This window comes from Stenotrophomonas sp. WED208 (assembly GCF_040984485.1).
In the GTDB taxonomy this organism is placed as follows: Bacteria; Pseudomonadota; Gammaproteobacteria; order Xanthomonadales; family Xanthomonadaceae; genus Stenotrophomonas; species Stenotrophomonas riyadhensis.
On the sequence record NZ_JAZARB010000001.1, the window covers coordinates 1,777,376 to 1,802,895 of the forward strand.

At 66.3% G+C, this 25,520-nt stretch carries 23 protein-coding genes and 7 tRNA genes; 13 read left to right on the forward strand and 17 right to left on the reverse strand.

Features of this window, described 5'->3' with window-relative positions; translation table 11 throughout:
* Nucleotides 1–60: 60 nt before the first annotated feature.
* Nucleotides 61–291 carry a hypothetical protein gene (locus VPH47_RS07915; protein WP_094000872.1) on the forward strand — a complete coding sequence of 77 codons (231 nt, stop codon included), beginning with the start codon at nucleotides 61–63 and terminating at the stop codon, nucleotides 289–291.
* Between the two features lie 45 nt (nucleotides 292–336).
* On the opposite strand, the gene VPH47_RS07920 is transcribed toward VPH47_RS07915, so the two are convergent.
* The gene (locus VPH47_RS07920) at nucleotides 337–1,425 is read right to left on the reverse strand and encodes a DUF5694 domain-containing protein (RefSeq protein ID WP_164162578.1); all 1,089 of its coding nucleotides are present in this window, start codon (nucleotides 1,423–1,425) and stop codon (nucleotides 337–339) included.
* A gap of 111 nt (nucleotides 1,426–1,536) precedes the next feature.
* Between VPH47_RS07920 and VPH47_RS07925 the strand changes: the two genes are divergently transcribed.
* Together VPH47_RS07925 and VPH47_RS07930 are read left to right on the forward strand one after the other, a co-directional pair.
* A complete protein-coding gene (locus VPH47_RS07925; protein WP_368850457.1) occupies nucleotides 1,537–2,121 on the forward strand; it encodes a GNAT family N-acetyltransferase in 585 nt (194 codons plus the stop codon).
* 254 nt (nucleotides 2,122–2,375) lie between these two features.
* Nucleotides 2,376–4,202 carry a methyl-accepting chemotaxis protein gene (locus VPH47_RS07930; protein ID WP_110712715.1) on the forward strand — a complete coding sequence of 609 codons (1,827 nt, stop codon included), beginning with the start codon at nucleotides 2,376–2,378 and terminating at the stop codon, nucleotides 4,200–4,202.
* Here the strand turns inward: VPH47_RS07930 and VPH47_RS07935 are convergent.
* The 3 genes from VPH47_RS07935 to VPH47_RS07945 form a co-directional block, all read right to left on the reverse strand.
* Nucleotides 4,199–5,635 carry a GGDEF domain-containing protein gene (locus tag VPH47_RS07935; protein ID WP_368850458.1) on the reverse strand — a complete coding sequence of 479 codons (1,437 nt, stop codon included), beginning with the start codon at nucleotides 5,633–5,635 and terminating at the stop codon, nucleotides 4,199–4,201. The two genes, VPH47_RS07930 and VPH47_RS07935, sit on opposite strands and share 4 nt — an antisense overlap.
* Before the next feature lie 114 nt (nucleotides 5,636–5,749).
* Nucleotides 5,750–6,295: a GNAT family N-acetyltransferase gene (locus tag VPH47_RS07940; RefSeq protein ID WP_368850459.1), complete on the reverse strand. Its 546-nt coding sequence runs from the start codon at nucleotides 6,293–6,295 to the stop codon at nucleotides 5,750–5,752.
* A gap of 70 nt (nucleotides 6,296–6,365) precedes the next feature.
* Nucleotides 6,366–6,451: transfer RNA gene (locus VPH47_RS07945), tRNA-Leu, on the reverse strand.
* 132 nt (nucleotides 6,452–6,583) lie between these two features.
* On the opposite strand from VPH47_RS07945, the gene VPH47_RS07950 reads away from it, so the two are divergent.
* Entirely contained in the window at nucleotides 6,584–6,964 is a 381-nt protein-coding gene (locus VPH47_RS07950) for a response regulator (protein WP_110712712.1), read from the forward strand.
* Nucleotides 6,965–7,033: 69 nt separating this feature from the next.
* Complete coding sequence (locus VPH47_RS07955; protein ID WP_010484956.1) at nucleotides 7,034–7,231, forward strand: hypothetical protein; 198 nt, start codon at nucleotides 7,034–7,036, stop codon at nucleotides 7,229–7,231.
* A gap of 45 nt (nucleotides 7,232–7,276) precedes the next feature.
* On the opposite strand, the gene VPH47_RS07960 is transcribed toward VPH47_RS07955, so the two are convergent.
* The gene (locus VPH47_RS07960; protein ID WP_368850460.1) at nucleotides 7,277–8,233 is read right to left on the reverse strand and encodes an SOS response-associated peptidase family protein; all 957 of its coding nucleotides are present in this window, start codon (nucleotides 8,231–8,233) and stop codon (nucleotides 7,277–7,279) included.
* A gap of 77 nt (nucleotides 8,234–8,310) precedes the next feature.
* Between VPH47_RS07960 and VPH47_RS07965 the strand changes: the two genes are divergently transcribed.
* Complete coding sequence (locus VPH47_RS07965; RefSeq protein ID WP_153856087.1) at nucleotides 8,311–8,727, forward strand: GNAT family N-acetyltransferase; 417 nt, start codon at nucleotides 8,311–8,313, stop codon at nucleotides 8,725–8,727.
* Between the two features lie 107 nt (nucleotides 8,728–8,834).
* On the opposite strand, the gene VPH47_RS07970 is transcribed toward VPH47_RS07965, so the two are convergent.
* From VPH47_RS07970 to VPH47_RS08000, 7 genes are all read right to left on the reverse strand, one after another.
* A tRNA-Glu gene (locus VPH47_RS07970) sits at nucleotides 8,835–8,910 on the reverse strand.
* 47 nt (nucleotides 8,911–8,957) lie between these two features.
* A tRNA-Ala gene (locus tag VPH47_RS07975) sits at nucleotides 8,958–9,033 on the reverse strand.
* Nucleotides 9,034–9,078: 45 nt separating this feature from the next.
* Nucleotides 9,079–9,154, reverse strand: a tRNA-Glu gene (locus tag VPH47_RS07980).
* 49 nt (nucleotides 9,155–9,203) lie between these two features.
* Nucleotides 9,204–9,279, reverse strand: a tRNA-Ala gene (locus VPH47_RS07985).
* Between the two features lie 184 nt (nucleotides 9,280–9,463).
* Nucleotides 9,464–9,539: transfer RNA gene (locus VPH47_RS07990), tRNA-Glu, on the reverse strand.
* A 54-nt stretch (nucleotides 9,540–9,593) separates the two neighbouring features.
* Nucleotides 9,594–9,669, reverse strand: a tRNA-Ala gene (locus VPH47_RS07995).
* 89 nt (nucleotides 9,670–9,758) lie between these two features.
* On the reverse strand, nucleotides 9,759–10,169 hold the full coding sequence (locus VPH47_RS08000) for a heavy metal-responsive transcriptional regulator (protein ID WP_110712709.1): 411 nt from the start codon (nucleotides 10,167–10,169) through the stop codon (nucleotides 9,759–9,761).
* Nucleotides 10,170–10,355: 186 nt separating this feature from the next.
* Here VPH47_RS08000 and VPH47_RS08005 point away from each other — a divergent pair, with 186 nt between their 5' ends.
* The 7 genes from VPH47_RS08005 to VPH47_RS08035 all read left to right on the forward strand — a co-directional run bounded on the left by VPH47_RS08005 (nucleotide 10,356) and on the right by VPH47_RS08035 (nucleotide 19,793).
* Nucleotides 10,356–11,423, forward strand: a complete 1,068-nt coding sequence (locus VPH47_RS08005; RefSeq protein ID WP_110712708.1) for a GlxA family transcriptional regulator — start codon at nucleotides 10,356–10,358, stop codon at nucleotides 11,421–11,423.
* 80 nt (nucleotides 11,424–11,503) lie between these two features.
* A complete protein-coding gene (locus VPH47_RS08010; protein WP_110712707.1) occupies nucleotides 11,504–12,307 on the forward strand; it encodes a TlpA disulfide reductase family protein in 804 nt (267 codons plus the stop codon).
* A 30-nt stretch (nucleotides 12,308–12,337) separates the two neighbouring features.
* A complete protein-coding gene (gene dsbG, locus VPH47_RS08015; protein WP_110712706.1) occupies nucleotides 12,338–13,174 on the forward strand; it encodes a thiol:disulfide interchange protein DsbG in 837 nt (278 codons plus the stop codon).
* Nucleotides 13,175–13,690: 516 nt separating this feature from the next.
* Nucleotides 13,691–15,124, forward strand: a complete 1,434-nt coding sequence (locus tag VPH47_RS08020) for a DcaP family trimeric outer membrane transporter (protein ID WP_368850461.1) — start codon at nucleotides 13,691–13,693, stop codon at nucleotides 15,122–15,124.
* A 76-nt stretch (nucleotides 15,125–15,200) separates the two neighbouring features.
* On the forward strand, nucleotides 15,201–16,553 hold the full coding sequence (gene adiC / locus VPH47_RS08025) for an arginine/agmatine antiporter (protein WP_197612278.1): 1,353 nt from the start codon (nucleotides 15,201–15,203) through the stop codon (nucleotides 16,551–16,553).
* Nucleotides 16,554–16,573: 20 nt separating this feature from the next.
* Nucleotides 16,574–18,862 carry an Orn/Lys/Arg decarboxylase N-terminal domain-containing protein gene (locus tag VPH47_RS08030; protein ID WP_368850462.1) on the forward strand — a complete coding sequence of 763 codons (2,289 nt, stop codon included), beginning with the start codon at nucleotides 16,574–16,576 and terminating at the stop codon, nucleotides 18,860–18,862.
* Nucleotides 18,863–18,890: 28 nt separating this feature from the next.
* Nucleotides 18,891–19,793, forward strand: coding sequence for a cation diffusion facilitator family transporter (locus VPH47_RS08035; RefSeq protein ID WP_368850463.1), 903 nt, complete (start codon nucleotides 18,891–18,893; stop codon nucleotides 19,791–19,793).
* A 197-nt stretch (nucleotides 19,794–19,990) separates the two neighbouring features.
* Here VPH47_RS08035 and VPH47_RS08040 read toward each other — a convergent pair whose 3' ends face one another.
* The 5 genes from VPH47_RS08040 to VPH47_RS08060 form a co-directional block, all read right to left on the reverse strand.
* On the reverse strand, nucleotides 19,991–20,704 hold the full coding sequence (locus VPH47_RS08040; protein WP_368850464.1) for an energy transducer TonB: 714 nt from the start codon (nucleotides 20,702–20,704) through the stop codon (nucleotides 19,991–19,993).
* The gene (locus tag VPH47_RS08045; RefSeq protein ID WP_180847330.1) at nucleotides 20,697–21,497 is read right to left on the reverse strand and encodes a ChaN family lipoprotein; all 801 of its coding nucleotides are present in this window, start codon (nucleotides 21,495–21,497) and stop codon (nucleotides 20,697–20,699) included. The genes VPH47_RS08040 and VPH47_RS08045 overlap by 8 nt, the downstream gene beginning before the upstream one ends.
* The gene (locus VPH47_RS08050) at nucleotides 21,484–23,955 is read right to left on the reverse strand and encodes a TonB-dependent receptor (protein WP_197612275.1); all 2,472 of its coding nucleotides are present in this window, start codon (nucleotides 23,953–23,955) and stop codon (nucleotides 21,484–21,486) included. Before VPH47_RS08050 ends, VPH47_RS08045 begins: the two co-directional genes overlap by 14 nt.
* A 64-nt stretch (nucleotides 23,956–24,019) precedes the next feature.
* Entirely contained in the window at nucleotides 24,020–24,946 is a 927-nt protein-coding gene (locus VPH47_RS08055) for a FecR domain-containing protein (RefSeq protein ID WP_110712699.1), read from the reverse strand.
* Nucleotides 24,943–25,452 carry an RNA polymerase sigma factor gene (locus VPH47_RS08060; protein ID WP_164080209.1) on the reverse strand — a complete coding sequence of 170 codons (510 nt, stop codon included), beginning with the start codon at nucleotides 25,450–25,452 and terminating at the stop codon, nucleotides 24,943–24,945. Before VPH47_RS08060 ends, VPH47_RS08055 begins: the two co-directional genes overlap by 4 nt.
* Nucleotides 25,453–25,520: the final 68 nt, after the last annotated feature.

Sequence of the window (25,520 nt, forward strand, 5' to 3'; positions counted from 1 at the left end):
TCAGGCTGTGAGAGGACGCGCGCGAATACTGCGCGCATCCCCACTCGAGCAGTTGATCCCATGAAAGTCTGGAGCCCGGTTGCGCTGCGGGCGTATGCCCCGGCAATGGTCGGCTGGTGCCTGGCGCTGGCCGCCAGCCTGCGCCTGGAAGAAGTGCGCGACGATCTGCACGCGCAGGCGTTGCTGCCGGTCCTGCAGGGCGGTGCCATCGCCCTGCTGGTGTTCACGCTGTCCTGTATCGGCGGCGCCAGTCTCGTGTTGTGGCGGGCAGGCAGGAAGGGCGCAGGATGATGGCGCTGAGGGCACCGCCATCATCCCTGCGATCCGCGCCTGGCTTCAACGCAGCACTTCATCCGAACTGACCAGCTGCACGTCGTGCATCAGGTTGAGGTACGCCTCGTAGTAGCCCTTGTGCGAGGCGCCGACGATGGTCAGCATGCGCGCACCCGGCTGTTGCCCGAGTACGTCGCGCATGTTGGCGACCATGCGCAGGTTGCGGGTTTCCCAGTAGCCCACGTAGTTGCGGCCGAAGCCCTCCGGCGACGGCTCGACCAGGGTCGCACCGAAGTCGCTGTTGTAGGCCATCATCGCGGCGTCCGCGCTGTTGTACGCGCGATACATCTCGAGCAGCCCCTCGGGTTTGTCGAGATTGGCTTCGAGTTGCTCGTCAGCGGCCATTCGCGTCTCGACGAAGGGATTGTCCCAGGCGGCCCTGATGGCGGCAGCGTAGGCCTTCTTCCGGGATGCCGGCGTGGGCGAATCCGCGGTGTGGTCGTCGACCGACCACAGCCGTTCCAGGCCCAGCCGTGCGGCCAGTACGCCTGCGACCATGCCCACTTCGTTCGGCTTGGCCATGCGGGTGTCGAGGTAGCGCACCAGTTCAGGGGTCAGGCTGTCACCGGCACGACGCTCTTCACTGGGTAACCGCAGCCACTGCACGACGGCCGAACCGTTCTCGCCCGCAGCGAGGAAAACCGCGGCCAATCGGCGCCGCTGGGCGGCGCTGGGTTCGCTCGGCCAGTCCGCAAGCAGGCGTTCCATCTCGGCATTGGCGCTGGGAACGTCCAGGCCGGTCGCGGCCTGCGCCGGTGCTGGATCGACGCAGTAGTCCTCGACACTTCCGGCGTAGCGGCCTGGATTGCGGCGCATGAAGTCGCACTGCAGGCCGGACAGGTTCTCCACCGCGATCACCGTTGGCTGCCAGGCCTGCAGTCGCTGCAGCAGGGGCTCCAGCATTGCTGGCTTGAAGGTCTTCGGCAGGCTGGACAGGTGCGGGCTGCCCAGCACCAGGACCTCGTTCGGGCGACCGGCAGGCGGACCCTTCAGCTGGTCGGGATGGAAGGACGGCCGATAGGCGGCATCGGCAGCCAGGGCACCGGTACTGCACAGTCCCAGGAAGAGGTAGCTGGCCAAGCGTGCAAGCATGTGATCTCCGTGTCCGTGAACATCCTTCAGGTCACTGCATGCTGGCCGTTTCCCGGCGTCCGGGAATCCCCCGTTGGTCATGGCCCTTTCGGCTTGCGTTGCACGCGCCTCATGAGCGAGGCTGGATGCAATGAAATCGTGGTGCAGGACATGACCTCAGGCAACCGGGTGATCGAAAGTGCGAGGTTGTGCCTGCGGCCTTTCACGGCGGAGGATGCCGATGAGGTGTTCGCAGCGATCACGCCGGGGCTGACACGCTACATGGCCTTCGAGCCGCCGCCGTCGGAGGAGGCCTTCAGTGCGGTCTGGCAGGCGTGGTTGCCCACCATCGCCGAGGGGACGGACATCACCTTTGTCATCCGCCGACGTGACGATGGCGCCTTCCTTGGTCTGGCCGGCCTGCATCGAACCATGGACGCCGAACCAGAACTCGGCATCTGGATCGATGAAGCGATGCATGGCCAGGGCTACGGCCGGGAAGCCGTGGCGGCGGTGTGGTCGTGGGCTTCCGGGCGCCTGCGATGCGCGGCATTCCGCTATCCGGTGGCCGAGCAGAACGCGCCGAGCCGGCGTCTGGCCGAATCCCTGGGGGGCGTGCCCGTCGCGCGTGAGCAGGAAGTGAAGTACACGGCAATCGTCTATCGCATTCCTGCGCGCATGCATGGAGTTGCGACGGACGTCGCGGAATCCCGCTAAAGCCCCGAACCCCATCGCCGATATCCCCTCTGGATCCCGCTCCAGTCACCCGCTGCAGGACCCCAGGCTGCCCCCGATGGGCGGTCCGCGCTGTGTGTTCCGCCGTTGCCTATGCCGATCGCACCCGCACCAGACGTTCTTGCCAGCCGCTCGAGGGGTGCCTGCCGGTACCTGTAGTCCCAAGCAACTGAAGTTGCCGCCGGGCATCCCGCCCGTCGGGTCGCAACCGCTTACCGGACACCGAGGATCAGACAATGCTCATTCCAGGCTTCACGGCGGGCGCGCAGGCGCCGGCCGAGCTGCATACCCGTTGGTCGCCGTGGCGCGCGCTGCTGGGCGCCCTTGCTCCGCATCAGCGCACCCGCACCGAGCCGGCGGTAACCGACCGCGCCGAACTGGAAGCGCAGGTCGCGGCGCTGCATCGCGTGCAGGCCGTCATCGAGTTCGCGCTCGATGGCACCATCCTGCAGGCCAACGACAATTTCCTGCAGGCGATGGGCTACCGGCTGGAGGAGATCCAGGGCAAGCACCATTCACTGTTCGTCGATGCCGAGCAGGCGCGCAGCGCCGAATACCGCGACTTCTGGGCGCGGTTGGGGCGCGGCGAATATGACGCCGGACAGTATCGGCGCTTCGGCAAGGGCCAGCGCGAGATCTGGATCCAGGCGTCGTACAACCCGGTCCTGGATCGTCAGGGACGCCCGTACAAGGTGGTCAAGTTCGCCACCGACATCACCGCGCAGAAACTGCAGGCGGCCGATTCGGCCGGGCAGCTGGCGGCGATCGGCAAATCGCAGGCAGTGATCGAATTCGGCATGGACGGGCGCATCCTCTCGGCCAATGAGAACTTCCTCGCCGTCACCGGCTACAGCCTGGATGAGGTGCGTGGGCAGCACCACTCGCTGTTCGTCGAGCCGGGCCATCGCAGCAGCGATGAGTATCGCCGGTTCTGGGAGAAGCTCGGGCGTGGCGAATACGATGCCGGCCAGTATCGCCGCTTGGGCAAGGGCGGGCGCGAAGTCTGGATCCAGGCCTCCTACAACCCCATCCTCGACCTCAACGGGAAGCCGTTCAAGGTCGTCAAGTACGCAACCGACATCACCGCGCAGGTGCATGAGAACCAGGCCATGCAGCGCGCCGTGGCGCAGACCCGGGAAGTGGTGGCCGCTGCCAAGCAGGGCGATCTGACCCGACGCGTTGCGATGACGGACAAGCAGGGTTCGATCGCGGAGCTGTGCGAGGGCGTGAACGCGCTGGTCGAGGCGATGGCCGCCATCATCGGCCAGATCAAGTTCGCCGCCGACACCATTGCGGTGGGCGCGACCGAAATCGCGCAGGGCAACAGTGACCTGTCGCAGCGCACCGAGCAGCAGGCCGCCTCGCTGGAGGAGACCGCGGTGTCGATGAAGGGCCTGGCCGAGACCGTGCAGCGCACCGCCACCAACGCACGCCAGGCCAGCCAGCTGGCCGGTGGCGCGGCCGATGTCGCTGCGCGTGGCGGCAGCGTGGTGCACGAGGTGGTCGAAACGATGGCGGTGATCAACGCGTCCTCGCGACGCATCGTCGACATCATCGGGGTGATCGATGGCATCGCCTTCCAGACCAACATCCTGGCGCTGAACGCAGCGGTGGAAGCGGCACGTGCGGGCGAACATGGCCGTGGCTTCGCCGTGGTCGCCACCGAGATCCGCGAGCTGTCACAGCGCTCGGCCAGCGCGGCCAAGGAGATCAAGCACCTGATCGACGAGTCGGTTGCCAATGTGGGAGCCGGCACTGCCCAGGTCGAGAGTGCGGGCCGCACCATGGATGAGATCGTGACCAACGTCCGCCGGGTGAGCGACCTGATGACCGAGATCAGCACCGCCTCGCAGCAGCAGAGCGATGACATCCAGCAGATGAACCATGCGGTCGATCTGATCGACCAGGGTACCCAGCAGAACGCGGCTCTGGTCGAGGAGGCCTCGGCGGCGGCACGCAGCATGGAGGAACAATCGGCGCAGCTGCTGCAGACCGTGGCGAGCTTCCGTGTGCAGGGCGGGGGTGGCCATCCGCACGGGGTGGCCGCGTTGCACGCGGTCTAGGCACGGCGTCCGTCAGCCTCCTCCTCGGTCGTCGCGTCCGGGGCGAGCTGCACGCAGTTGCGGCCGGCGTGCTTGGCCCGGTACAGGGCCTGGTCGGCGCGGTCGACCAGGTCATCCGGCTCGCGCTCGTCGCCGGCAGCCTGCCAGGCCACGCCGACGCTGATGGTCACATGGCCGTGCGGGGCAGGCAGTGCTGCATGTTCGACAGCAGCGCGCAGCCGTTCGCCCAGATCCAGCGCGTGCGAGGTATCGGATGAGGGCAGGGCGGCAATGAACTCCTCGCCACCGTAGCGGGCCAGCAGGTCATCGCCGCGCTGCAGGCAGCCGTCGAGAATCGCCGCAACAGCGCGCAGGCGGCGGTCACCTTCAGGGTGACCGTAGGTGTCATTGAGCCGCTTGAAGTGATCTATGTCGATCATCAGCACGGCCAGGCCAAGGCCCTGGCGGCGGGCACGGCGGTGGGCCGCGCCAAGCGATTCATCGAAGCTGCGCCGGTTGCCCAGCCCGGTCAGCGGATCGCGCCGGGCCAGCGTTTCCAGCTCATCGCGCTGGCGCTGGATTTCGATCTGGCTCAGCACGCTGCGCAGCGCATAGCCGAGCAGGGCGCCGATGAAGCCGACCGTGGCCAGGGTCGGCTGCAGGCGTGCGACCAGCAGCGCTACCATCATCAGTAGCAACGGCAGCATCAGCGGCACGCCGGCATCGACGATGCGCCGCAGGCTGCGCGATACCGGCACCGCTGGGCGGCGGTTGTTGCCGGCCATGACCGCCAGCAGTACGAACAGTCCACTGATCAGCAGGTCGCCCCAGTTGCCGTCGGGCACCTGCGGCTGATAGGTATTGATGTAGAAGGCCAGCAGGAAGTAGCCCAGCGCGTAGATCGTCAGCGTCCGGAAAAAATCGCGGCGGTCCGGATTGTCCTCGGCCAGGAAACGGATCAGTGCGAAGCAGAACACCAGGCTGTTCTGCACGCTGCTCATGGTGTTCAGGCACTGCGTCCACAAGGCGGTGTTCAGTGGCGCCATCGCCCGCGTATGCCCGTAGTACAGCAGCCATAGCAGCGCGATGATCCCGAGGTCCACGGCACGGATGTAGCGATTCCCGCCGCCCGGGCTGGCGGCCACGTAGGTCAGTGGAATCCGGTAGAACACGTACAGGATCAACGATGACGCGGTCATCTGCGCAGGGTCGAGGCCAGCCAGGTTGCGGTACAGCAGGGCCAGCAATGCAAGCGAGAACAGGGCGACGGCGGCGCCCAGCATCCGCCACTTGCAGGCGGCCTGGCTGTCCCGTGCGCGCCTCAGGCAGGCCAGTGCGGCCAACAGAGGAGCGGTGATCAGCAGAAGATAGGAGCCCACCGGGTCCTGGGGGCCGATCAAGGCAATGACGAGCGCGTGCGTGACCAGAAAAAACAGTGCAGCACGCAACGTCATGCATTCCCCCGCCCCCGGATCCGGCAGGATCACGATAGGCAGATGTACGTGAGGCTGGCAAGAAAAGTGTGCGCTGCGTCTAGTGACAACCTTGTCAGAAGTCGCAGTTGTATTTCAAAGGGGTGACGCGACGGTGCCTTCAAGGTGGGCGTACATCCAGAAGTTCCGGGGATGGCCCCGCACCTTGCGATAGGCGCACAGCAGCCCTTCGCGCTGCATGCCGAGGCGTTCCAGCACGGCGATCGAGCGGGCGTTGCTGTCCAGGACGGTCGCCTGGATGCGCGTCAGCGACCGTACCGCATGGCCCCAGTCGAGCACCGCGCGCGCCGCCTGCGTGGCCAGCCCCTGTCCCTGCCAGTGCGGGTCCAGGTCATAGGCCAGCTCGCCGCGGCCATGCTGGAGATCGATTCCGTTCAGGCCGAAGGTGCCGATCAAGCGATCGTGGGCATCCACCAGCGCCCAGCGCGGGTCGGGGGACGCAGGTCGGTAGCTGGCGATCTGCTGGCGCAATGCAGCTTCGGAGATGTCGCCCCAGCTGGTGTGTTCGATCACGCCTGGTAGAGAGAGGTAGCGGGACCATGCAACCGCATCATCCACCCGCAGGGCGCGCAGGCGTGCGGGCAGGGTGTCTGGAAGTGACGGCAGGCGCGAGGCAGGCATGCCGGGCAGTGTGGCCGCCCCGGACCTGGAAAAGCAAAAGGCCAGGTCGAGGACCTGGCCTTTGATGCTGTGGTGCCGGTGAAAGGACTCGAACCTTCATGGGGTTACCCCCGGCTGATTTTGAGTCAGCTGCGTATACCATTCCGCCACACCGGCAGGCAGCGTGCGAGTGTAACCGAGGTTGGCAGGCCTTTCATAGAGGCAAGGCCAAACAGGGCGCTTCCTGTCGGCTTCGGCTCTGTGGTGGCTATACTGCGGCGGCTTGAATGCCTCCAGGAGCAGTAGCCGATGACAGTGTTGCAGGACCTGAGGGTGCTGGTGGTAGAGAACGACGAGATGAGTGCCGCACTGCTGCAGATGCAGCTGGTGCACGCCGGTGCGACCGTGGTCGGGCTTGCAGCGAGTGTGGACGAGGCGCTGCGGCTCCTGCAGGAAAGCTCTCCAGACGTGGCGCTGCTCGATTACCGCTTGGCGCGGAACGAGACCAGCGAACCGGTGGCCGCAGCGTTGTCGGCACGTGGCGTGCCGTTCGTGCTGGCGACCGGGATGCTGGCTGAGCAGCTGCCAGCGTCGATGCTGACCGGCGTGCTGCTGGTCAAGCCGTACCTGTCGGCGGATCTGTGCCAGGCGCTGGTGCGCGCAGTGGGTCGCTCCCGGGTCAAGGCCTGACTGGCTCTGGCGGAGACCACGAGCGTATGCTGCTCTGGCCTGAATGCTCAGGCCTACAAGGAGAGTGGCATGAAGAAGTGGATCAAGCGCATGGTTGCTGCGGGTGTCCTTTCGATGGCGGTCTTCGGTGGTACGGCCTCTGCCGCGTGGTGCGGCCAGCCCTGTTTCCAGCTCTACAAGAGCTGTATCGCACGGGGCGGTGAGGTCGAACAATGCCTGCAGGAACAGGCCTTCTGCGAAGAGGCGATGTGCGGCGGCAATCCCTGATCCAGGAACCCCGCCCAGGCGGGGTTTTTCATCTGCGCGCAGTGTTCAGCCCACTTCCTCGTACACATAGCGGACGTCCTCACGGGCGTCGAGAATCCGGTATTGCCGGGCCAGGTCATCCGGATCGGGATTGAGCCAGGCGTCCAGGTGCTCCCTGCGGATCGGCACCACGCCGCGATCATGGCCTGCAGCGGCGACGTCGTGCGAAGGCGCGTCGGTGATCGTGGCGAATGACAGCAGGCGACCTTCCGGGCCCTCCCATTCGGCCCAGAGGCAGGCCAACAGCAGGTCACGCTGTGGATCGGGGCGGAACTCCAGCACCACGTCATCTTCCTTCTCGCCGGCGTCGAGCGTGCGCCCGGCGATGGCATGTCGGGGGACGTGCTCGTAGAACGCCTGCACCACCACCACGCCATGACGCAGGCCGAACGCGCCGCGCCAATAGCCTTCCAGGCTGTCGCGCCGCGCGTTGTAGGTGCCCGGATAGAGCACGTCGTTGCGCGCGGGCTTGTCCGGCAGCCGGCACTGGTAGCGCATCGGCTTGATCACGCGTTTGCCGCCCTCGCTGACCATCACCGGTGCGTAGGTGCCGGGGAAAATGCGGTTGTCACGCGGCAGCAGCTGTACCCGGTGCAGGTCTTCCAGCCGAGCCTGCGCACGATCGATGCGGTTGCCGGCCACGCGCAGGTCGTTGCGTGCTTTCTGGGTGGGGCGGGTCGCCAGCGTGGCGTTGGCGATATCGCGTCGTTCGCGCTGGCGCGCCAGCTCCGCCTCGAGATCGTGACGTTCCTGCGCGTGCCATTGCTGGATCTTTGCCACGATGTCGCGGCCCTGCTCGGTGCGCGCAGCGGCAAAGCCGTCGTCCATGGCCTTGGGCGTCTTCGGGCGCTTCTTGCCGGGATCATGCGCGTACAGCTCCGCGAAATCTTCCAGCGACAGGATGGCGCCGAACTCGCGGACCAGCTTGGCGTAGTCGGCGCGGATCAGGGCGGAATAGCACATGGATGTTCTGCCGGCATGGGTCGCAGCAGCTGCGACGTGGATGCGGCAGGATAGCCCGACCTACAGGGAGATACCGCATGAACGATTCCGTCGCCTGCCAGTTCCGCGAGGCCGTGCCCACGGTCGAGGACTACTGCCAGCTGCGCGTGCTGGCGGGCCTCAGTGCCAAGAGCCAGGAGGCCGCAGCGCGCGCACTGCCCAATACGCTGTTTGGTGTCTGTGCGTACCAGGGCAGTGAGCTGGTAGCGATGGGGCGCATCGTCGGTGATGGTGGCTGCCACCTGCAGGTCTGCGATATCGCCGTGTTGCCGCGGCTGCAGGGGCAGGGCCTGGGCAAGGAAGTGATGCGTCGCCTGGATGGCTGGATGCAGGCGAACCTGCCGCCATCGGCGTACGTCAGCCTGCTTGCCGATGGTGAAGCGCACCGGTTGTATGCGCAGTTTGGCTTCGCGCCCACCGCGCCGGCATCGATCGGGATGTATCGCCGGTTCTGAGGTGTGGTCGAGGATGAAGCCATCCACGCCCTGCGTGGATGGGGGCGGGCTGGATGGCAGATCGCAGACAAAGAAAAACCCCGGCCGAAGCCGGGGTTTTAAAGAATTGGCGTCCCCACGGGGATTCGAACCCCGGTCGCCACCGTGAAAGGGTGATGTCCTAGGCCTCTAGACGATGGGGACGCACGAAAACTTCAAGTTGTAGATCCTTCGACGGCCTAATGTCGAAGTGGTGGAGCCAAGCGGGATCGAACCGCTGACCTCCTGCATGCCATGCAGGCGCTCTCCCAGCTGAGCTATGGCCCCATGAAACTCCGGATGATCTGCCGGGAGCAGAGTCCGTTTTGAAACTGGCGTCCCCACGGGGATTCGAACCCCGGTCGCCACCGTGAAAGGGTGATGTCCTAGGCCTCTAGACGATGGGGACGCACGAAAAACTTCAAGTTGTAGAACCTTCGACGGCCTAATGTCGAAAGTGGTGGAGCCAAGCGGGATCGAACCGCTGACCTCCTGCATGCCATGCAGGCGCTCTCCCAGCTGAGCTATGGCCCCGTGTTACCGAGCCGCCTATCATACCTGCGTGTTCACGTTTGTGGAAGTCTTTTTTGAACTTTTTTCGTTCCGGTTCAACCGCAGCCACGAGGGCAGGGGAACCGCAACGCCACAAGCTGAATGCCGGTAGGCGGTGAACAAAAAAGACCCGGTTATCGGCCGGGTCCTCGTTGTTCGTGATGAGTGGCGTCCCCACGGGGATTCGAACCCCGGTCGCCACCGTGAAAGGGTGATGTCCTAGGCCTCTAGACGATGGGGACGCAATTCTCATCAATGTTCTTTAGCGACCTTTCGACGGCCTAATGCCGAAAGATTGGTGGAGCCAAGCGGGATCGAACCGCTGACCTCCTGCATGCCATGCAGGCGCTCTCCCAGCTGAGCTATGGCCCCACGTCGCTGAGGAGCGAAATAATAGCCTTGCCCCAGGGGGTTGGCAAGCATTTGTTGCACTTTTCTTCACGCGTGTTGCGACGCCGATGTCAGTCGCCTGCGGCCGTGGTGTCGTCGGTCAGAGCGGCCAGGATCGGGCACTGGTCCAGCGCGCCATGGCCGGGGCAGGCGTCGACCAGCTGCGACAGCGCGATGTGCATGCGCTGCAGTTCGGCCATCCGTTGTGCGATGTCCTGCAGGCGGGCCTGCGCGGTGTCGCGCACGCTGCCCATGTCCTGCTGGTGGCGATCACTGAGCGCGAGCAGTTCTCCGATCTCCTCCAGGCTGAAGCCCAGTGCCTTGGCGCGGCGGATGAAGCGCAGCCGGCGCAGATCCGGCTCGCCGAAGATGCGGTAACCCCCGGCCGAGCGGGCCGCCGTCGGCAGCAGCTGCTGGCGTTCGTAGTAGCGGACCGTATCGATCGGCACGCCTGCCTGGCGGGCCAGTTGTCCAATGTTCATGGCGGATTCCTGCGGGGGCTGCCGGCCATTGTGAAGCCTTGAGTCTGGTCGAGAGTCAAGGCTTTGCAGCGATGTGCGTATTCAGCGCACTTTGCAACTTTCTTCATAGCCCTGCCGCTGGACCAGTTCCTACCCTTCGCCTGAACCGGCCATTCGATGGCCTGCAACGAACCGAGGAGGTGGTCAGTGGATGGAATCAGGAACGAGGGATTCGTCGAGGTCGCGGTGGTCGAGTATCCCGGAGGCGATCCGTCCGCCGCTTCGGTGCTGGCGGAGATGGCGCACGTCGCCAATCGCCTGGCCCAGCAGCAGCGTCGGCCGTTCAAGCGCGTGGTGGTCACACGCTGGATCGTGCCGGCCAGCCAGACTGGCGTACATCGCATCGCCGGTGCGGAAATGCTCGATGCAGCCATTCCGGCGGTGATCGCTGTTCCCGGCCAGATCAGCGCAGGTGCCTGCCTGCGTGCCGAGGAAGTGCTGCTGGACTGGCTGCGCGCGCACTACGACGGTGGCAGTCTGCTGGCCGCCGCCAGCGACGGGGTCAGCGTGCTGGCGCGCGCCGGGTTGCTGGCGGGGCGCACGGTAAGCGGGCCTGATCTGGGGCGTCATCCGGGCCTGCAGGCGCAGGCCGCGAGCTGGGTGCCCAGTGAGCGGGCGCTGGTGGATGATGGCGATCTGCTGACGGTGGGAGGATCACAGGCGTGGCGCTTCCTCGGCCTGCGCCTGCTGTACCGGCTGCATGGGCAGGGCGTGGCCAGCGCTGTCGCACAGCAGCTGGGCATCACCGTGCCGGCGCCGATCCAGCAGGACCTGGAGCGCTTCAGTGCCAATTTCGCTCATGGTGATCGCGACGTGCTGAAGGCGCAGCGGTGGCTGCATACCACTGCGGCACGAGGTGCCACCCTGGCTGCGATCTGCGAGGTTTCCGGGTTGGAGCCGCGCACGCTGCAGCGACGGTTTCTTCGGGCTACCGGTCTGCGCCCGATCGAATACTGCCAGCGGCTGCGCATTGCCAAGGCCCAGACCCTGCTGCAGCAGGGGGGCGGCATCGACGAAGTCGCCTGGGGCGTGGGCTATGCCGATCAGAGCGCTTTCCGTCGCCTGTTCCTTCGTATCGTGGGAATGACACCGGCCAACTATCGCCGCCACGTCAACAGCAAGCGGCGTGAGCGGCCCCTGATGCCCTCGGTTGCAGGCAGCCTGCGGGGGTTGCAGGCACCGTCGGGTGTGCAGTTGGGCCGAAGTGCCGCCTGATGCCTGATGTCGGGCAGCGCTTGCAACCTGGGCGCGACGCTTCGACCATGCAGGCAGTGGACGATTGAGCAGGTGGGCTGATGTCGAGTGTTGGACCGGTTCCCATGCCGGTAGTGTTGATCCTCGTTTGCATGTTGCTGGCCATGGCTGTTGCCCGTCTGTGGCCACGCAGGAAAGGCGAAGCGCCGCTGCCATCGGCAGCAAGCATGGTGTTGGACATGCTGTTGATCGGCCTGTTGTGTGGCCGCATCAGTTTTGTCGCCCTGAACTTCGCGCTCTACCGCGAGGCGCCCTGGGGCATTCTGCAGATCGCCGACGGCGGCTATCACCTGGCGGTGGTGCTGGTGGCAGGTCTGGCCTGGGGGTTGTGGCGCTTGCGGCGGTGGCCTGCGCTGCGTGCGCCGGTGCTGGCCAGCGCTCTGATTGGCGTGCTGCTCTGGGCGGGTGGTGGCCTGCTGCTGTCGGCCTGGCAGGAGCGGCAGATGCCGTTGCCGGCGCTGCAGGTGGCGGACCTTCAAGGCGATCGTATCGATCTGCAGCAGTTCCGCGGCAAGCCGCTGGTGCTGAATCTGTGGGCCACATGGTGCGGGCCCTGCCGCCGTGAGATGCCGGTGCTGGCGGCGGCACAACAGGCACATGATGACGTGCAGTTCGTATTCCTCAACCAGGGCGAAACCCTGGAGGAGGTGCAGGGTTTCCTTGCCAGCGAACGACTGATGCTGGGCAACGTGTTGCTGGATGATGACGCTGCCGCTTCAACCGTGCTCGGCGTGCAGGCGTATCCTTCCACGCTCTTTTTCGGTGCCGATGGGCGCCTGCGTGAACTGCACCTGGGCGAACTGACTGCGGCCGGCCTTGAACACAAACTGCGCCGGCTGCGGTAGCCTGCGCGGGCATCTCACTACGGAGTTCCCATGTTGTCGACTTCCATGCGCATCGCTCCGGCGGTGCTGTTGCTGCCGGTCATGCTGGCATTGGCCGCCTGCAGCCAGGCCCAGACCCCGCCGGGCAAGACGGCCCCGGCAGCAACTGCTCCGGCCGCTGCCACCAAGGGCGACCGTCCGGCCGTGCTGAAGGGCATCGAGAAGCACGGTTTCGAGGTCGTTGCCGAGTTCGATGCACCGGGTGGCCTGCGCGGCTTTGCGGGTGTGGTGGGCGGCCAGCAACCGGCCGCGGCCTACGTCACCGCCGACGGCAAGCACGTACTGGTAGGCAGCCTGTTCGATGCCGAGGGCAACGACGTGGCCGCCGAGGCCGTCGAGAAGCTGGTCGCCGCGCCGATGTCGGCCAAGATGTGGACCAAGCTGGAAGCCAGTGCGTGGGTACGTGATGGCAAGGCCGACGCGCCGCGCGTGGTCTATACCTTCAGCGATGCCAACTGCCCGTACTGCCACAAGTTCTGGGAAGCGGCACGGCCGTGGGTTGATGCCGGCAAGGTGCAGCTGCGTCACATCATGGTTGGCGTGATCCGCGAGGACAGCCCGGCCAAGGCCGCGGCGATCCTCGCCGCGCGTGACCCGAGTGCAGCACTGCTGCAGAACGAGCACGATTTTGATCGCGGTGGCATCAAGGCGCTGCCGAACATCAGCCGCGAGATCGCTGGCAAGCTCGACGCCAATCAGGTGCTGATGATCGAGATGGGCTTCCAGGGCACGCCGGGCATCCTGTTCCAGGACGCACAGGGCCAGGTGCAGCGTCGCGCCGGCCTGCCGCAGGGTACAGACCTGCAGACGGTGCTGGGCCCGCGCTGAGTCGCGCCGCCCATCGTGAATGACCCACAGGCCCGCATGGCAGCATGCGGGCCTGTTGCTTTCCGTGATCAGGATCGATGCTTCGGCCTGCGCATCACCTGTTCGTCGTCACGTCTGAATAGTGACTGACATCAATCCTCGCGCCTTGATTCCAATCAAGGCCAAAAACGACAGGCGAATTAGCCTGTGACGCATGGAATACAGCGTCAACGCGCAATGGATGCCGCGCTCGCCAGGCCCTGATCGGGGCCGGTCGGCTCAGCCATTCACGACACTCTCACCCTGTGCTTGTTACCCAGACCGCTGCGGTCGCCACCTCTCTGGCAGCGCGGCCTTGATGGCGTCGACATCGGTGCGGGCAGGGCAGTGTCATCGTCCTGTTGCCTGCCATGCGCAGGCTGGCCGGTGTCGTCGACGCAGTATCCGCATTTCCAGCAACGGCAGCGCGAGGCCGGAGCGGCGCATGCGTGCGCCCCGTCTGCGTGCTGCGAACAGGGGTCGTCCAGGGAGGATGCAATGCGCGTGGCGGTACTGAGCCTGGCCTGCGTGACCGCACTGGCGATCACGCCGGCGTATGCGCAGGCGGATGACAAGGAGGACGCACAGGCGCTGCGTCGCGAGATTGCGGCCATGCGGCAGGCGCTGGAGGGCATGCAGCAGCGGTTGGACCGCCTTGAGCAGCACGATGCAACCGTTGGGCCTGCCACCGCGCAGGCACCCGCCGCCGTGGTCGCGCCTGCCAGCACTGCCAACCTGCTGCACCCCACGCAGGTACCGGGCGTGGCACAGCCGGTGCTGCCGCAGCGTGAGTCGGTGGCCGATCCGTCCACCGCCGCGTCGCGACCGGACAGTGCGGCCGGCCCGACCGATCCGGATCTGAAGGGCTTCTTCGCCATTCCGGGTACTGACACGGTGATCCGTATCGGCGGCTACGCCAAGCTGGATGCCATCGCCGATTCGCGTGCAGCGGGGGATGAGGATCAGTTCATTCCCTCGTCGATGCCGGTCGGTGGCAGTCATCGTGATGTCTCGAACTTCAACATCCATGCCAAGCAGACCCGCTTCAGCTTCGAGGCGCGACGTCCGACCACGCACGGCAACCTGCGCTTCTACCTGGAGAACGACTTCTTCGGCAGTAGTGACGGCTACGAATTCCGGCTGCGCCATGCCTATGGCCAGCTCGGCAATACCTACGCCGGTTACGGCTACTCCAGCTTCATGGATCCGGACAGCCTGCCCGATACATTGGATTTCGCAGGTCCCGGCGGTGCCGGCTACCTGCTGGTGGCAGGTATCCACCACAGTTTCGCGATGGGCAAGGGCAACACCCTGACCGTCGCCGCCGAAGATCCGAAGACCGAACTGGCCGGTGCCAGCGATGAGCGCGCCGCCGTGAACCGGCTGCCGGATGTGACGGTGACTGCGCGCATGGAGCGCGACTGGGGCCACCTGCAGCTTGGCGCAGTGGCACGCAGCCTGGCCTATGACGGCGATGGCGAGCGCGACCGGCGCATGGCCGGTGGCCTGCAACTCAGCGGTTCGGCCTCGGTGGGCGAGCGCGACCTGCTGCTGTTCGGTGCGCTCGGCGGGCGCGGCCTCAGCCGTTATACCGCCGACCTGACCGGTTCCGGACTGGACGCAGTGGTTGGTGCCGATGGCCGCCTCGATGCGCTGGACCTGCACGGTGGGTTCATTGGCTACACGCATTACTGGTCCGGGCTGTGGCGTTCGAACCTGATCATCGGCCAGCTGACCCTGGAGCGGAATGCCGCACTGGCGGCCGACGCATTCCGTCAGAGCCGCTACGGCGTGTTCAACCTGATCTGGAGCCCGGCGCCGTCGTGGACGATGGGCATGGAGCTGCTGTACGGCCGCCTGGAACAGCAGGGGGGCGCGCGCGGCGACACGGTCCGGGTGCAGGGCAGCCTGCAATACAACTTCATCAAATAAGCGCCAGCGGTCGTACGCCAGCGTAACCGTCCCCACGCCCGGTTGTACCGGGCTCATGCCAGTACAGGAGATTGTCATGGCAGAAGCAAAGAAAATCGGGGTGGTCGGAGCCACCTTCCTCGTCGCCGGCAACATGATGGGCTCAGGCGTGTTCCTGTTGCCGTCCAGTCTGGCCAAGATCGGCACCGCCTCGATCTGGGGCTGGCTGATCACCACCGCCGGTGCGCTGCTGCTGGCCTTCGTCTTCGCCAAGCTGGGCAAGCTGGCACCGAAGGCCGGCGGTCCCTATGCCTATGCGCGCGACTGGTTCGGGCCCTACATGGGCTTCCAGACCAATACCATCTACTGGTTCGCCAACTGGATCGGCAACGTTGCCATCCCGATCGCGGCGGTGGGCTACTTCAGCTACTTCTTCCCGATCCTGTCCGAGCCGCTGGTGCGCTGCATCGCGGTGCTGGTGCTGGTGTGGGCGCTGAGCTTCGCCAACATGATCGGCCCGGCCTTCGTCAGCCGCGTGCAGACGGTCACCACCAGCTTCGCGCTGGTGCCGATCCTGGGCATCGCCATCTTCGGCTGGTTCTTCTTCGATGCCGACATCTTCAAGGGCGCCTACAACGTGTCGGGTGAATCCAACTTCGGCGCGATCTCCAGTGCCGCGGCACTCACCCTGTGGGCCTTCATCGGCGTCGAATCGGCCTCGGTCACCGCCGGCGTGGTGGAGAATCCGGAAAAGAACGTGGCCCGCGCCACCCTGGCGGGTGTGTTCCTGGCCGCGATCGCCTACATCGCCAGTTCCTCGGTGATCATGGGCATGGTGCCCAATGGCGAGCTGCAAGTGTCCGATGCGCCGTTCGCACTGGCTGCCGCCAAGGCCGTCGGTGGCTGGGGCGGTGCGCTGGTCAGCCTCTGTGCCTTCATCGGTGCTGCCGGTTCGCTGGGCGGCTGGATCCTGCTGACCGCACAGAGCGCCAAGGCAGCCTCCGATGACGGCCTGTTCCCGAGCATCTTCAGCAAGACCAACAAGGATGACGTGCCGGTCAAGGGCGTGCTGATCGTGGCGGTGCTGATGACGCTGGCGGTGCTGGTCACCTCCACCTCGGAGACCGCGTCTGCACAGTTCGACGTGATCACCTCGGCGGCGGTGGTGCTGACCCTGCTGCCCTACATCTACTCGTGCGTGGCCTGCTACTTCGTGGTCGAGCGTTCGCACACCCTGGTCCACACCGGTGCGTTCTGGACCCTGACCAGCCTGACCGTCGTGTACTGCCTGTGGGCGATCTACGGCTCGTCGGGAACCATCGTGCAGTACGCCTTCCTGTTCGTGCTGTTCATCACCGTGTTCTATCCCTTCTTCAGCGAGGAGCGCCGCCAGCAGCGGCAGCGCGCCCGCGAGGCATCGGCGATCAGCGCCGGCGCCCAGCGTTCCTGAGTTAGACAAGGAGAATCAACGTGTACTTCAAGTCCCTGGACTATCCGGTCATTGTCATCGACAACGACTACGAGTCGCCGCGCATCGGCGGCATCCTGATCCGCGCCCTGGTGGAGGAGCTGCGCAGCAACGACCAGCGCGTGCTGTGCGGCCTGAACCTGGATGATGCCCGCGCCGGTGCCCGCACCTACGTAGCGGCCTCGGCGGTGCTGATCTCGATCGACGGCAGTGAAGAGGTGGATGGCGAGTTCCAGCGCCTGACCGCCTTCCTGCGCGAGCAGAGTGCACGCCGCGCCAACCTGCCGGTGTTCCTGTACGGCGAGCGCCGCACCATCGAGAAGGTGCCGAGCAAGCTGCTCAAGTACATCCACGGTTTCATCTTCCTGTTCGAAGATACCAAGAGCTTCATCTCGCGGCAGGTGATGCGCGCGGCCGAAGACTACATGAAGAACCTGCTGCCGCCGTTCTTCAAGGCGTTGATCCACCATGCAGCCGAGTCGAACTACTCCTGGCATACGCCGGGCCACGCCGGCGGCGTGGCGTTCACCAAGTCGCCGGTCGGCCGTGCATTCCATCAGTTCTACGGCGAGAACACCCTGCGCAGCGATCTGTCGATCTCGGTACCGGAGCTGGGTTCGCTGCTCGATCACACCGGCCCGATCAAGGACGCCGAGAACGAGGCGGCACGCAACTTCGGTGCCGACCATACGTTCTTTGTCACCAACGGCACCTCCACCGCCAACAAGATCGTCTGGCATGGCACGGTGGCGCGCGGTGACGTGGTGTTCGTCGATCGCAACTGCCACAAGTCGCTGCTGCACGCGCTGATCATGACCGGTGCGGTGCCGGTGTACTTCACCCCCAGCCGCAATGCGCACGGCATCATCGGTCCGATCAGCCTGGATCAGTTCACGCCGGAGTCGCTGCAGCAGCGCATCGCTGCCAACCCGCTGGCCAGCCAGGCCAACAAGGCTGGCTCCAAGCCGCGCATCGCGGTGGTCACCAACTCGACCTACGACGGCCTGTGCTACAACGCCGAGAAGATCGCCGACGAGATCGGCAGCGCGGTCGATTTCCTGCATTTCGACGAAGCCTGGTACGCCTACGCCGCGTTCCACCCGTTCTACGAGAACCATTACGGCATGGCCAAGGGCAAGCCGCGTGAGCAGGATGCGATCATCTTCACCACGCATTCGACCCACAAGCTGCTGGCGGCGTTCTCGCAGGCGTCGATGATCCACGTGCGCAATTCGGCGCAGCGCAACCTGGATGCCGAGCGCTTCAACGAGTCGTTCATGATGCACACCTCGACCAGCCCGCACTACGGGGTGATCGCAGCCTGCGACGTGGCCTCGAAGATGATGGAAGGCGATGCTGGCCGTTCGCTGGTGCAGGAAATGCACGACGAGGCCATCGCCTTCCGCCGCGCGATGCTGCACGTCCGCGATGACCTGGGGCGCGATGACTGGTGGTTCAGCGTGTGGCAGCCGACCCAGGTCGAGCGCAGCCTGGACAAGGGCGATACGCCAGCGCCGCTGGTGGCCAAGCGCGAGGAGTGGTACCTGCAGCCGGATGCGCACTGGCATGGCTTCGAGAACCTGGTCGACGACTATGTGCTGATCGACCCGATCAAGGTGACCCTGCTGACCCCGGGCCTGGCGATGGACGGCAGCATGGGCAAGCTGGGCATCCCGGCGGCGGTGCTGAGCAAGTTCCTGTGGGGCCGCGGCATCACCGTGGAGAAGACCAACCTGTACTCGGTGCTGTTCCTGTTCTCGATGGGCATCACCAAGGGCAAGTGGAGCACCCTGGTGACCGAGCTGATGGCGTTCAAGGAGCTGTACGACCGCAATGCGCCGCTGAGCCAAGCACTGCCGACCCTGGCCGCCGACTATCCGAATGCCTACGCCGGTTGGGGCCTGCGTGACCTGTGTGACGCGCTGCATGCGTTCAACCAGGAATTCGCCGTGGCCAAGGTGATGCGTGAGATGTACGTGGACCTGCCGACGCCGGTGATGACCCCGGCCGATGCCTACAACCACCTGGTCAAGGGCGAGATCGAGCGGGTCGACATCGAGCAGATCAGTGGCCGCATTGCGGCGACCATGCTGGTGCCGTACCCGCCGGGCATCCCGACCATCATGCCGGGCGAGCGTTTCGGTGACAGCGACGAGCCGATCATCCAGTCGCTGCGCATCGCCCGCGAGCAGAATGCTCGTTTCCCGGGCTTCGAGTCGGACGTGCACGGTCTCATCATCGAGCAGGAGGGGGATGTGGTTTCGTACAAGGTGGAGGTGCTGAAGGCCTGACCCGCAACGGTCGGCCCTTCGGCGAACGATGGATACCGCGCGCGAGCAACGCATCCTGAAGTTCTCGATCGGGGCCACCCTGGCGGTGAGCGCGGTCGGCTTCGGCGGTGGCCTGCTGGTGGGATCGCAGGCCATCCTGTTCGACGGCGTGTACAGCCTGGTCGACGTCGCCCTGACCCTGGTGTCGTTGTCGGTGCTGCGGCTGGTGGCGCGGGAGCAGAGCCCGCGCTTCCAGTATGGCTACTGGCACCTTGAGCCGATGGTCGAGGCACTGGGCGGTGTGATCCTGTCGCTGGCCTGCGTGTATGCGCTGGCCAACGCGGTAATTGGTTTGACGACGGGCGGGCACGAAGTGAAGTTCGGGCCCGCGCTGTGGTGGGCGGCACTGCTGAGTGCCAGCAACCTGGCGATGGCGGCATTCGTCGCGCAGCGTGCGCGGCACCTGCGCTCTGCTCTGTTGTGGCTGGACGTGCGCGGCTGGCTGCTGGGCGGATTGATGAGCCTGGCGGTGGTGCTGGCCTTCGTGCTGGCGCTGATCCTGCACGGCGGTGAGTGGCACCACTGGGTGCCGTACCTGGATTCGATCGTGCTGGCGTTGATCAGTCTGGCGGTGCTGCCGGTGCCGGCGCGCAGCGCGTGGAAGGCCATGCGCGAAGTGCTGCAGGTGGCGCCGGATGATCTGGACCGACGCGTGCAGCAGGTGATGCAGGCGTTTGTCGCCGAGCACGGCTATGCCGGCTTCACCAGCCATGTGGCGAAGATGGGGCGGATGCGCTTCATCGAGATCCACGTGCTGGCCGACCCGGCCACGCCGCTGGGCTCAGCGGGCGAGGTCGATGCGATGCGTGACGAGATCGCGGTGCGGCTGGACGCCCGTGGCAGTACGTTCTGGCTGACCATCGATTTCACGGCAGACCCAGCATGGACGTAAGCGGGGAACGGTAGAGCCGAGCCCATGCTCGGCTGCCATTCGCGCTGAGCAGCCGAGCATGGGCTCGGCCCTGCACGTGGGCGCGATCGTTGCACATGGCGGACTACTCTGTTGCGCCAGTTCCATTTGACCTCAACCGGAGTTGAGGTCGCAGACTGCCTCGCAATTCCCGACATCAAGGCGGAGGCCCTCAGCGCCTAGCGCAGGTAGTACTCCACCGGTACCACCAGTTCCTGGGGTGCCTTCATTTCCAAGGGAATGGGCGGCAGCGGCTGCGCGCGACGGAAGGTCTGCAGCGCGCCGTCATCGAGCATCGGCTGGCCACTGGACTGCTCCAGCCGCAGGGCCAGCAGGCGACCTTCGCGGTCGATGCTGGCCCTGACCCAGGCCGTCCCCTGCTGCCGGCGCGAGCGTGCGACGGCGGGGTAGTAGCGGTAGCGTTCCAGCCGCGCCATCAGGCGGGCTTCCCACTGGTCGCTGGCGGCGCCGGCCTGGAAGTCCGCCGGCGGCGCGTCTGGAGCGGGCGGCGCGGCCGTGATCGATGCCGGTGCGGGACTTGCATCGGTCGCGGCCGCAGGCGGGGCGACCGGCAGCGGCTTTCGACCCGTCCCGCCCGTTTCGCTGGCGGCCAACTCGCCCTCGCGCGCGGCGGCGGGTTTCGGCGGAGGGGGCGACTTGGTCGGCTGCGACGCACGCGCCTGTTGCGCCTGGCTGGGGGTATCGGCCTGGCGTTCCTCGACCGGTTGCGGAGGTGTGGCCGGTGCCAGCAGGCGCAGGCTGATGCGCACGTCCTGTTCCGGCGGGGGCAGCAAGGGGGGCGTGGCCACCCAGTGCACCAGCAGCAGCAAGGGCAGCAGGTGCAGGCCGATGCTGATCGCGATCGCCTGCCAGTGTTGGCCGCGCTCACTCATCGTCCAGCACCCATAGCAGGTCGGCGTCAGACGCATCGATGGCTTCGCCAGGTGAGGCGAGCGCAATCACCAGTGCTGGTACGTCCAGAGTCAGGTAGCCTGGTACTCCGGTGCCGCGCAGTACATGCCAGCGCCCGGCAACCAGCAGCGCCGGTGCGGGTGCATCGAGCAGCACCCGTGCCATCCGTGTGTCGCGGGCCTGCTGCACGGCCAACATGCCATCCAGCATCGGTGCGGCCTCTGCGTGCTGGGCAAGCACCACCTCCGCAAGGCGCTGCCGCGCAGTGGCCACGGGGAACTGTACCGCCCTGGTCGATGCCAACAGCGCGTTGACCTCGGCGCGCGCGAGATTGCCACCGAACAACGGGATGCCGGCAGCGGTGGCGTCCTGCACCAGCCCGCCATAGGCAGCCCACGGCCAGCGCGCATCCCAGTCCAGCAGCTCCTGCAGCCTCGTGCCGTCGGCATGGTTGCCCTTGGCCAGCCAGCGCTGCACCCGCTGCAGGCGCGGCTGGCGCTCGCTGGCAATCATTTCCAGCACCAGGGCACCCTGCGGGCGCTGCTGCTGCAACGCCTGCAGCAGCCAGCGCTGGGCGGCATGATCACTGTCGAGGTCATGCCGTTCACCCAGCAGCAACCGCTGGGCGGCGGCAGTGCGTTGTACGAACGTAGATTCGTCCAGGATCCGGCCATTGGCGAGGTCGACCACCTTGCCGGGCAGCGGCTGCGCGCTGGCCATCGACGCCAGCGCGAGCAGGCACAGCGGCAGCCAGTGGCGGCTAGAACGCGACATTGACGCCCATCGAGATGGTGCGGCCACGGCCGTTGCCGCGGTCCAGGATCGGGCTGAAGATGCTGTCGATCGAGGCATTGTTGTCATAGGCCTTGTTCTGCAGGTTTTCGATGTTCAGCCACAGCGTGGTGTTCGGCTGGGGCTTGAAGCTGGCGTAGAAGTCCAGCAGCACGCCGGTGCCGCCGGTCTTGCGGGTCTGGAAGAAGTCGTAGCCTTCCTCGGTCGGGCCGGAGTACTCGGCGCGCAGGCCGGCCTGCACGCGCTGCTGCCACCAGCGGCCGCCCACGTCCAGCGTCCAGTAGCGGTCGGGCAGGGCGGTGATGTCTTCCAGGTTGACGAACTCGATGGCCGGCGCACTGGTGTGCGAGCGGGTCCAGCTCAGCGTGGCGTGGTAGTGCTCGCTGGCGTAGTGCGCCTCCAGCTCGATACCGCGCATGCGCACCACGCCGGGGTGGTTCATCCAGCGCGTGGTGGCGCTGAAGTCGTCGGCGTCCAGCACATCGGTCCAGGCAGTGAGCTGCGGATCGCTGTCGATCGGCACCACGAACGGTTCCACTTCCGGCGGATGCACGATCAGCAGGTACTGCGGCTTGATGTAGTCGCGGATGCGGTTGTCGAAGCGGGTGACCCGCAGCTGCGCCAGGTCACCGTCGACCAGCAGCGAGTCGGTGCTGAGGTTGGCGCCGAACTGCAGGTTGCGCGAGCGCTCGCGGCGCAGGAACGGATTGGCGCCGATGCCGTCGGCGACGCTGGCGTCCTCCAGCGGGATCTTCTCGAAGAACATTTCCTGCACGCGCGGCGGCCGCGACGTGCGCGAGACCTCGGCGAACAGCTGCAGCCAATCGGTGGCCTGCAGTGAGACCGCCAGGCTCGGGCTGAGTGCGCGCTCGGTGCGACGCACGTCGATGTCGCCGCCATTGATCTCCGCGCACTGGCCGGGCACATCCGAGCACACCGGGATGTGTCCACGGATGCCGAAGCGGTCCTGGCGCAGTCCTGCGGTCAGGGCATAGATGTCGTACTGCAGCTCCAGCGTGCTGAATACACTGTCGAGCTGGCTGCGGCCCTGCGGATTGGCGCCACGCAGGACAGGGGTGTCGGCCACGTAGATGTCCGACTGGTGCTTGATACCGGTGTTCCAGCGTGCCTGCAGTGCACCGATGTCGAAGCGGCTGGTGTTGTCCACGGTCCAGCTGCTCAGGCTGCTGTGGGTGCGGCGGCCGATGTAGCTGGAGTCCTCCACCGGCGGGTAGAACAGCCGGGTCTTGTTGCTGGCAAACGTCGCACGCAGGTCGATCCACGGCGAATAGGGCGTGTAGTGGTAGCTGGCGCGCTGGTTGCGCGCGGAAATCTGCCACGGATAGTTGTGGTAGAAGTCGTTTTCGTAACGCATGTGGCTCAGGTCGAGCCGATGCTGGTCACTGGGCTGCAGGCGCGCTTTCAACAGCCAGCTGCTGGGTTGCTGGCTGCCGGGGTCGGCATTGTTTTTCTGCCCGCGCGCCGTGGCGTACTCGCTGCTGCGACTGCTGCTGGCGGCGGCGAGCAGGCCGAACTGGCGGTCACCGCCGTCCTCGCTGTGGCGCCACGCACCGGCGAAGGTGCGGCCGCTGCCATAGCCGTTGTTGCCATGGCGATAGCCCGCACGCAGGCCCCAGTCGCGGCCTTCGCCGAGCAGATCGTCGATGTCCAGTGTGCGGAAGTTGGCACTGCCGGCCAGCGTGCCGGCGCCATCACCACCGGCGACCGCACCGCGCTGCACGTCCACGCCGGCCAGCAGGAACGGGTCAACATAGGCGAATGGGCCGCCCGAGCCATGCCCGGCGTTGTTGCGGAAGGTCTGGGTGACACCGTCGATCATGGTGTTGACCCGGCCGGCACCGGTCATGCCGCGGATGTTGACCTGCAGGCCGGGCTGGCTGCGCGAATGGAAGCTGTGGGTGCCCGGCATCGAACGCAGCAGGCTGTTGCCTTCCTGGCGTTCGGCCATTGCCAAACGTTCGCTGCCGACCGTGGGAGCGAAGCCATCACGGGTGGCCGGTACATACTGGCTGGCACCAGTGCCAGGCGCATGGGCGTGCGCGGTCGTGCCCTGCACGCGCAGCGGACCGGTACGACGGCTGCCATCGCTGCGTTCGGCAGGTGCCGGTTCCAGCGTGGCGCGACGCGCATCGATGAAGCGTGGGCGGAGGCCGCTGCCTGCCAACAGGCGCGACAACGCCTGTGCATCGTCGAAGTCTCCGCGCAGGGCAGGCGCGGCATGGCCTGCAGGCAGCGCCGAGCCGATCACCAGATCGACGCCGGTCAGCCGGCTGTAGGCGTCCAGTGCGGCGGCCAGCGGTTGGGCGGGCAGATCGTAGGAACGCGTGGCGGCCTGCGCGTGGGCGTTGTTGGGCAGCAGTGGGACGGTGCTGGCGCAGGCCAGCGACAGGGCGAGGACAAGGGGGCGGGGGCACAGCATCGGGGGCTCCAGGGGCTGACGCAGGGCGTCGTCATCCTGGGTAGACGCAGTGCTGGGCCGGATGTCAGGGTGCACCGCGCTGCTCCCAGCGTGGCGGCAGCCACACCTGCACACCCGCGCCGAGGCGCAGTACCCGCACATGCAGCTGCATGGCCAGTTGGTCGCGATTGCTGGCGGCACCCTCGGCATTGCCCAGCAGGGTGACTGGCTGTTGGCGAAGCCGTGCACCGATGATCCAGGTATGCCCGCCGTGCCAGCGGTCCAGGCCCTGGGTGACGTCGGCCAGAGGGGCCGAAACCCAGTGCAGGCGCCGCTCGCGCCAGGCCAGGACGCCACCGTCTGCAGGATGTGCAGCAGAAGGCGCGTGTCCGTTGAAGCGTATCTGCTGACCCTCGCTGGCCTGTGCACTGGCGGTGCCGCTCTCTACGCGGACGCTGTGCTCGGTGACTGTGACCACGCTGCTGTCGCCCTGCACGGCAAGATCGAATGCGGTCCCCAGTGCGGTGACAGTGCCTTGCGGGGTATGCACCTGGAATGGCCGATCGGCATCGGCAGCGACCTGGAACCAGGCCTGGCCGCGCTGCAGCTGGAGCTGGCGGCGTTGTGCATCGACGCGCACATGGACTTCGCTTCCCGGCGACAGCAGCACATGCGAACCGTCCGGCAGGGCTTCATCACGGATCTCGCCAGCGGCGGTGCGCAGTACCTGCGCGGCCGGCGGCGAGGCGTGGCGGCTGTACAGCCCGAGCGCGCACAGCAACAGCACGGCAATGCCGGCCTCGCGCAGGCGGCGGCGTTGCCTGCGCTGCTGCTGCCGTTGCAGGCTGGGCAACGTGGCACCGGCCTGCCACAGCTGCTGCAGATGCTGGTACTGCGCAACATGGCGCGGATCGGCCCGGCACCACTGGTCGAACGCGTTCTCGTCGCGGGTGCCATCGTGTCCATCCAGCCACCAGCGGGCGGCTTCGCGTGTGATCGCGTCCTGGCTCATGCACCCGGTACCTGCTGCAGGGCGACCAGGGCGCGGAGCAGATGGCCGTGCGCGGTCTGCCGGCTGATGCCCAGCTGGCGGCCGATCTCGGCCAGAGCCATCTGTTCCACACGCGCCAGCAGGAAGACCTGGCGCGAGCGCGGCGGCAGCGCGGCGACGATTGCATCGAGATGGCGCAGCTGTTCGGCGTCGAGCAGGCGCTGTTCAGGCAGCGGCGCAGGATCGGCGATGGCATGCAGCTGTGTGTCATCCAGCGCTTCTTCGCGACGGCGCTGGCGTTGCCGGTAATGGTCGGCAATCAGGTTGTGGGCAACGCGGTACAGGTACGCGCGGCCATTGCTCAGCAGGCCACTGGCGGCGACCTTGACGACACGCAGCCAGGTTTCCTGGACGACGTCATCGGCGTCGCTGCGTTGCGGGAGTTTGCGGCGGACATGGGCGTGCAGCGGCCGGTAATGGGCCGCGCACAGCTGCGCGACATCCGTCGGTTCGACAGGCGTGGACACGGGGCGGGCGACAACTGGGAAAGGGAACAGCCCGCGGCGGCAAGGGCAGCGGCTGCACCTTACAGCAA